Origin of the sequence: Xenophilus sp., from assembly GCF_044462705.1 — a bacterium.
In the GTDB taxonomy this organism is placed as follows: domain Bacteria; phylum Pseudomonadota; class Gammaproteobacteria; order Burkholderiales; family Burkholderiaceae_C; genus Xenophilus; species Xenophilus azovorans.
This window is the reverse complement of the sequence record NZ_JBIQNC010000224.1, coordinates 1-7,268: the sequence shown is the minus strand read 5'-3', so window position 1 is coordinate 7,268 and position 7,268 is coordinate 1. Positions and strand designations below refer to the sequence as shown.

General features: G+C 71.0%; 6 protein-coding genes and 1 pseudogene. 2 read left to right on the top strand and 5 right to left on the bottom strand.

Annotation, left to right across the window (positions count from 1 at the left end; translation table 11 throughout):
* The 5 genes from ACIY1X_RS22860 to ACIY1X_RS22840 form a co-directional block, all read right to left on the bottom strand.
* Nucleotides 1–1,148, bottom strand: a 1,148-nt coding sequence (locus tag ACIY1X_RS22860) for an ABC transporter substrate-binding protein (protein ID WP_399685055.1), incomplete at its 3' end; no start/stop codon positions are given.
* 81 nt (nt 1,149–1,229) lie between these two features.
* A complete protein-coding gene (locus ACIY1X_RS22855; RefSeq protein ID WP_399685052.1) occupies nt 1,230–2,045 on the bottom strand; it encodes an alpha/beta fold hydrolase in 816 nt (271 codons plus the stop codon).
* Nucleotides 2,042–3,595 (bottom strand): benzoate-CoA ligase family protein, encoded by a 1,554-nt coding sequence (locus tag ACIY1X_RS22850; protein WP_399685050.1) that lies wholly within the window; start codon nt 3,593–3,595, stop codon nt 2,042–2,044. The genes ACIY1X_RS22855 and ACIY1X_RS22850 overlap by 4 nt, the downstream gene beginning before the upstream one ends.
* A 44-nt stretch (nt 3,596–3,639) precedes the next feature.
* A complete protein-coding gene (locus ACIY1X_RS22845) occupies nt 3,640–5,190 on the bottom strand; it encodes a 3,4-dehydroadipyl-CoA semialdehyde dehydrogenase (protein ID WP_399685047.1) in 1,551 nt (516 codons plus the stop codon).
* A gap of 3 nt (nt 5,191–5,193) precedes the next feature.
* Nucleotides 5,194–5,664: a DUF4863 family protein gene (locus ACIY1X_RS22840; protein ID WP_038211562.1), complete on the bottom strand. Its 471-nt coding sequence runs from the start codon at nt 5,662–5,664 to the stop codon at nt 5,194–5,196.
* Between the two features lie 163 nt (nt 5,665–5,827).
* On the opposite strand from ACIY1X_RS22840, the gene ACIY1X_RS22835 reads away from it, so the two are divergent.
* A complete protein-coding gene (locus ACIY1X_RS22835; protein ID WP_399685045.1) occupies nt 5,828–6,760 on the top strand; it encodes a helix-turn-helix transcriptional regulator in 933 nt (310 codons plus the stop codon).
* 144 nt (nt 6,761–6,904) lie between these two features.
* Nucleotides 6,905–7,268, top strand: a pseudogene (locus ACIY1X_RS22830) (benzoyl-CoA-dihydrodiol lyase); the annotation flags it as partial.

The following is a 7,268-nucleotide window of genomic DNA, read 5'->3' as shown; positions in this document are numbered from 1 at the left end:
GGGTCGGCCAGGGCCTTCACGGCCACGCCCACCACCTTGTTCTCCTTGCCTTCCACCTTGCGCAGGTACATGTCCTGCACCGGGTTGTGCGCCTTGCTCATGGTGAAGGCGCCGCGCGGGCTGTCGATCTTGGCCTTCTGGATGGCGGCGGACAGCTCGGCCTTCTTGCCGAAGTCGCCCTTGGTGGCGGCCAGGCCGGCGCCGAGCATCTGCGCGGCGTCGTAGCCCTGCACCGCGTACACGTCGGGCTGCAGCTTGAAGGCCTGGGCGTAGGCGGCGCGGAAGGCGTTGTCCTTCGGCGTGTTCAGGCCGTCGGCGTAGTGCAGGGTGGTCAGCATGCCCTGCGCGGTCTCGCCCTGCGCGTCCAGCGTGCCGTCGGTCAGGAAGCCGGGGCCGTACAGCGGGATGCTCTTGTTCAGGCCCGCTGCCGCGTAGTCCTTGACCAGCTTGACCGCGCCGCCGCCGGCCATGAAGGAGTACACCGCGTCGGGCTTGGCCGCCGCGATCTCGGTCAGCAGCGCCTGGAACTCCACGTTGGGGAAGGGCAGCGTGAGCTGCTTGACCACCTTGCCGCCGTTCTTCTCGAAGCCTTCCTTGAAGCCGTTGACCGACTCGTCGCCGGCCGCGTACTTCCAGGTCAGGGTGATGGCGGTCTTCTTGCCTTCCTTGGCGGCCACCACGCCCATGGCGTAGGCCGGCTGCCAGTTGCTGAAGCTGCTGCGGAAGATGTTGGGCGCGCACATCGGGCCCGTCACCGCGTCGGCGCCGGCGTTCGGGATGATGAGCAGCGTGCCGCTTTCCTTGGCGGCCTTGGCCATCGCCATCGCCACGCCCGAGTGCACGGTGCCGACGATCACGTCCACGTTGTCGCGCTTGATCAGCTTGTTGACGTTGTCGGTCGCCTTGGCCGGGTCGGACTCGTCGTCGACCTTCACGTATTCGATCTCGCGGCCGCCGAGCTTGCCGCCCTGCTCCTGGACGTACAGCTTGAAGCCGTTCTCGATGGCCACGCCCAGCGCGGCGTAGGTGCCGCTGAAGGGCAGCATCAGCCCCACCTTGATCTTGCCGGCGCCCTGGGCGGCGGCGGTGGCGGCAAGGCTGGCCAGCGCCAGGGCGGTCAGGGTGGTGCGTGCGATGCGGATGCTCATGCCTGTCTCCTCGAGTGGTTGAAATTACTTTAGCACTAAACTATTCACGGCTCAAATAAGTATTTGCCCGGGGCGGGCGCCTCAGGCGCCCGCGGGCTGCGCCATGAACCCGGCGGCGGCCGAGATTACCGCCCCGGGCTGGTCGCGATGCGGGGAATGCCCGCACTGCGGCAGTTCCAGGACCCGGGCGCCGGGCACGCGCGCGGCGATGCCGTGCACCTGGGCCAGCGTGCCGTATTCGTCGTCCAGCCCCTGGATGGCGAGCACCGGGCAGCGGACGCCCTCCAGCTCGCCTTCGATGTTCCAGCTGGCGAAGGGCGGGTGCAGCCAGATGCGGTTCCAGCCCCAGAAGGCCGAGTCCACGTCGTCGTGGTAGCGGGCCAGGCGCTCGCGCAGGCCGGCCTCCAGGTAGGCCTGGCGCGCGATCTCGATGTTCTTCACCGTCACCTCTTCCACGAAGATGTGCGGCGCCAGCAGCACCAGGCCCTGCACGCGCTGCGGGAAGCGGGCCGCGTACAGCAGGCCGATCGAGCCGCCGTCGCTGTGGCCGAGGAGCCAGGGCGGCTCGGCCAGGCCGATCGCGTCGAAGAAGGCGGGCAGCACCTCGTGCGCCTGGCGGTGCATGAAGTCCACGTCCCACGCTTCGTCCGCCGCGCGCGGCGTCGAGCGGCCGTAGCCGGGGCGCGAGAACACCAGGCCGCGCACGCCGGCCTCGGCGCACAAGCGGTCGGGGAAGTCCTTCCACATCGCCACCGAGCCCAGGCCCTCGTGCAGGAAGACCACCAGCGGCGCGCCGCCTTCGCCCGCCTCGCGCGGGCCGATCCAGCGGTGCTCGATGCGCACCGGCCGGCCGCGCCAGTCGATCTGCGCGAACTGCGTCGTCCCCGCTTCGCTCACTGCGCCGCTTCCTTCTCGCGCAGGCGGAAGCGCTGGATCTTGCCGGTGGCGGTCTTGGGCAGCTCGTCGAGGAACTCGATGATGCGCGGGTACTTGTAGGGCGCCAGGCGCTCCTTGACGAAGGCCTTCAGCTCGGCGTCGGTGGCCTGCCGGCCGGCCTTGAGCACGACGAAGGCCTTGGTCTTGGTCAGCCCCTCGGCGTCGGGCGTGCCGATCACGGCCGCCTCCAGCACGGCGGGGTGCTGCATCAGCGTGGCCTCCACCTCGAAGGGCGAGACGTAGATGCCGCTGACCTTGAGCATGTCGTCGCTGCGGCCGGCGTAGGTGTAGTAGCCGTCGGCGTCGCGCACGTACTTGTCGCCGCTCTTGGTCCAGGCGCCCTGGAAGGTCTCGCGCGTCTTCTCGCGGTTGCCCCAGTACATCAGCGCGCTGCTCGGGCCCTGGATGTAGAGGTCGCCCACCTCGCCGTCGGCCACCGGGCGGCCGTCCTCGCCGCGCAGCTCGATCTCGTAGCCGGCGACCGGCTTGCCGGTGGTGCCGTAGCGCACGTCGCCCGGCCGGTTGGAGAGGAAGACGTGCAGCATCTCGGTGGAACCGATGCCGTCGATGATGTCGCAGCCGTAGTGCGCCTTGAAGCGCTGCGCGATCTCCGCCGGCAGCGCCTCGCCGGCCGAGGAGCCCATGCGCAGCCGCACCGCCTCGCGCGGCGGCAGGGCGGGCGAGGCGAGCATGCCCGCATAGCCGGTGGGCGCGCCGAAGAACACGGTCGGCGCATGCTCGGTGTTCGTCCAGCGCTTGAAGACGGCGTCGGGCGTGGGCCGCTCGGCCATCAGCACCACCTTGGCGCCCACCGAGAGCGGAAAGGTCAGCGCGTTGCCCAGCCCGTAGGCGAAGTACAGCTTGGCGGCGGAGAAGCACACGTCGTCCTCGGTGATGCCCAGCACCGCCTTGCCGAACAGCTCGGCCGTCCACCACAGGTTGCCGTGCGTGTGCACGGTGCCCTTGGGCTTGCCGGTGGAGCCGGAGGAGTACAGCCAGAAGCCCGGATCGTCCGCCGCCGTGGGCGCGGGCGCGGCCTGCGGCGCGGCGGCGCCCAGCGCCTGCGCGAAGTCCTGCATGCCGTCGGGCAGATCGCCCGCGGGGTCGGCGACGAAGGCCGCCCGCAGCTCGTGCGGGCCCTTCTCCATCGCTGCCTGCAGCGTGGGCAGCAGCGCGCCCGACACCAGCGCCGCCTGCGCCCGGCTGTGCTCCAGCATGTAGGCGTAGTCGTCGGCGGTGAGCAGGGTGTTGACGGCCACCGGCACCACGCCGGCGTACAGGCAGCCGAGGAAGGCGACCGGCCAGTCGTTGGTGTCCAGCATCAGCAGCAGCACGCGCTCCTCGCGCCGGATGCCGGCCGCGGCCAGCGCGGCGGCCAGGCGGCGCGAGCGCTCCTCCAGTTGCGCATAGCTGAGCGTGCCGCGGTCGTCCACGTAGGCGATGCGCCCGGCACGCCCGCGGTTCAGGGTGAACAGGTGCTCGGCGAAGTTCAGGCGGCTCGGGGGGGTCATCAGGAGGTCTCCAGTTCGTCTCGTTCGATCGCGGGGCGCGCCGCTCAGGGCTGCAGTGCTTCCAGCACGGCGGGGCCCGCCTGCACGGCCGCGCGCCGGTGGTAGAAGTCCAGCGCGCGCAGGCCGCCCAGCTCGGCGCCGCCGCCGGCGCGCCCCGGGCCGCCGTGCAGCGACATCGGCATCACGTTGCCGTGCCCGGTCTGGGCCTGGGCCACCTCGGGAGTGATGACGTGCACGCGGCCGTGGCTGGCCGCCAGCGCCGTGGCGAGGCGGGCCAGTTCGCCCGCGTCCTCGCCGTACAGCGAGGCGACCAGCGAGCCCTGGCCGCGCTCGGCCAGCGCCTCGGCGTGCGCCAGGTCGCGGTAGGGCATCAGCGTGGCGACCGGGCCGAAGACCTCGACGTCGTGCACCGCCTGCGCCGCGTCGGGCGTGCGCGTGCCCAGCAGCACCGGGCCGATGCAGGCGGCCACCTGCGGGTCGGCGTCGATCAGCGGGGCGGCGCGGTCGTCGTGCAGCACCTGCGCGGCGCCTTCCAGCGCCTGCAGCCCTTCGCGCACCGATGCCAGTTGCGCGCGGCTGACCAGCGAGCCCATGCGCACGGATTCGTTGCGCGGGTTGCCCACGGTGGTCTTCGCCAGGCGCGCGCCGATCGCCTCGGCCGCCGCGTCGTAGGCCGCCTCGGGCACCAGGATGCGGCGGATGGCGGTGCACTTCTGGCCGGACTTGACCGTCATCTCGCGCACCACCTCCTTGACCAGCAGGTCGAAGGCCGGCGAGCCGGGCGCGGCGCCGGGCGCCAGCACGGCGCTGTTGAGGCTGTCGGCCTCGATGTTGGTGCGCACCGAGTGGCGCGCCACCGCGTCGTGGCCGCGGATCGTCGCCGCCGTCTCGGCCGAGCCGGTGAAGGAGAGCACGTCGAAGGGCTTGAGCTGGTCGAGCAGCCCGGCCGAGCTGCCGCACACGACCGACAGCGCGCCGGCCGGCAGCACGCCGGCCTCGACCACGTCCCTGACCATGCGCTGCGTCAGCCAGGCGGTGGCCGTGGCCGGCTTGACGATCACCGGCACGCCCGAGAGCAGGGCAGGCGCCGCCTTCTCCCACAGCCCCCACGAGGGGAAGTTGAAGGCGTTGATGAACAGCGCCACGCCGCGCGTGGGCACCTGCACGTGCTGTGAGAGGAACACCGGCTCCTTGCCCAGCTTCGCCGGCTCGCCGTCGCGCAGCGCGCGGGCGTCGCCCAACGCGTCGCCCCATTTCGCGTACTGGCCGATCGTGAAGATCGCGCCGTCGATGTCCACCGCCGAGTCGTTCTTCACCGTGCCCGAATTCGCGGTGGCGATCTCGTAGTAGGCGTCGCGGTTCGCCTGCAGCACCTTCACGATGGCGGCCAGCAGCCCAGCGCGCTCGCGGTAGGTCAGGGCGCGCAGCGCCGCGCCGCCGGTGTCGCGGGCGAAGGCGAAGGCGCCGGCCAGGTCCAGGCCCGTCGCGTCGACGCGGACCAGTTCGGTGCCCAGCACCGGGTCGAACAGCGGCGTGCCGGCGCCGGTGCCCGGCTGCCAGCGGCCGCCGACGTAGTTGGAAAGAAGCTCGGTCATGGTTCAGGCACCCTTGGTGAATTCGATCTGCCCTTCGGGCAGGAGATAGAGGACGAGCGCGCGGCCCTGGCGCACGGTGGGCCGGTGCGCGCTGCCGGGCGGGTAGACGCACCAGCCGGCCGGCCGGCCGTCGAAGGTGGCCTCGCCGCCCTGCGGCAGGATCAGGTCGATCTCGCCGCCGGGATGGGTGTGGTGCGGGCCGGCGATGTCGTTCATGTCGACCACGTCGACGGAGAAGCGGTGCAGCGCGTCCTCGGCCTTGAACACCCGCCCGTAGCGGATGCCGCCGCCCTCGCGCTCGCACAGCCAGCCCTCGGCCACGCCCTGCTCGCAGGCGGCCTTCAGGCAGGCGTAGGTGGTGCTGCCGGGGCCGTGCTCGCGGTTGAGCCAGGCGTCCAGCTCGCCGTCCAGCGGCCGGCCGGCCAGTTGGGCGGTCAGGGTGGCGACCAGCGCGTGAAAATCTTCCTTGGCCATCGTGGTGGTGTCTCGCGGGGTTGACACGCCGGCTTGTGGCTTCCGGCGATGTGCAGTATCTTGCTTGCACGCGAACCATAAAAGTCGCCGGACCCCCTGTCAAGCAATATAGTGCATGTTTGGTGTTAACCCTAGGCCGCGCGACCCCCGAGGAACTGACTTCATGACGGACCAGGAATCCGCCCTTGCCGTGCGGCCGGCGCAGGAGCACGCCGCCGAGCCCGCCGAATCGCGCGACCCGCTGCTCACCGCCGTGGGCGAGCGGGTGCGCAGCCTGCGCGCGCGCCGCGGCCTCACCCGCAAGGCGGTGGCGCTGGCGGCGGACGTTTCCGAGCGCCACCTCGCCAACCTGGAATACGGCACCGGCAACGTGTCGATCCTGGTGCTGCAGCAGGTGGCCGGCGCGCTGCAGTGCTCCATGGCCGAGCTGCTGGGCGACGTGACCACCAGCTCGCCCGAGTGGCTGCTGATCCGCGAGCTGCTGGAGAACCGCTCCGAGGCCGACCTGCGCCGGGTGCGCATGGCCATCGGCGAGCTGCTGGGCACCGCCGCGGTGGACCCGGCGCGCTCGCGCCGCATCGCGCTGGTCGGCCTGCGCGGGGCCGGCAAGTCCACCCTGGGCCAGATGCTGGCCGACGACCTGGAGCTGCCCTTCATCGAACTCAGCCGCGAGATCGAGAAGTTCGCCGGCTGCAGCGTGCGCGAGATCCACGACCTGTACGGCACCAACGCCTACCGCCGCTACGAGCGCCGGGCGCTGGAAGAGACGGTGCAGATCTACGGCGAGGTGGTGATCGCCACCCCCGGCGGCATCGTCTCCGACCCGGCCACCTTCAACGAACTGCTGGCGCACTGCACCACCGTGTGGCTGCGGGCGCGGCCCGAGGAGCACATGGGCCGCGTGGCCGCCCAGGGCGACGTGCGCCCCATGGCCGCCAGCCGCGAGGCGATGGACGACCTCAAGCGCATCCTGGACGGGCGGGCCGCCTTCTATTCCAAGGCCGACCTGCAGGTGGACACCAGCGGCCGGACGCTGCAGCAGGCCTTCGAGGCGCTGCGCACGGCGGTGCGCCAGGCGATGGCCGAGGCCGGATAGACCGGGCCGCCCTTCCTTGAAGACAAAAAAACGCGGAAGGGGTTGACGCGCCCGATGACATGCACGATGATGCATGTCATGGATGCACAAAAATGCATGTCGCATCCGGCCTGACCCCCACCGCCGCCACGCAGGAGACTTTCCATGACCCAGACCGCCGCCCCCCGCGTCGACTACCGCACCGACCCGACCCAGTACAAGCACTGGAAGCTCAGCACCGAGGGCCCGGTGGCCCGCCTGGCGCTGGACATCGCCGAGGACGGCGGCCTGCGCCCCGGCTACAAGCTCAAGCTCAACAGCTACGACCTGGGCGTGGACATCGAACTGCACGATGCGCTCAACCGCATCCGCTTCGAGCACCCCGAAGTGCGCACGGTCATCGTCACCAGCGACAAGGACCGCATCTTCTGCTCGGGCGCCAACATCTTCATGCTGGGCGTCTCCAGCCACGCCTGGAAGGTGAACTTCTGCAAGTTCACCAACGAGACGCGCAACGGCATCGAGGACT

Coding starts and splice junctions, on each gene's coding strand:
- ACIY1X_RS22850 (WP_399685050.1), bottom strand. CDS start 3,595: ATGACCCCCCCGAGCCGCCTGAACTTCGCCGAGCACCTGTTCACCCTG.
- ACIY1X_RS22845 (WP_399685047.1), bottom strand. CDS start 5,190: ATGACCGAGCTTCTTTCCAACTACGTCGGCGGCCGCTGGCAGCCGGGC.
- ACIY1X_RS22840 (WP_038211562.1), bottom strand. CDS start 5,664: ATGGCCAAGGAAGATTTTCACGCGCTGGTCGCCACCCTGACCGCCCAA.
- ACIY1X_RS22835 (WP_399685045.1), top strand. CDS start 5,828: ATGACGGACCAGGAATCCGCCCTTGCCGTGCGGCCGGCGCAGGAGCAC.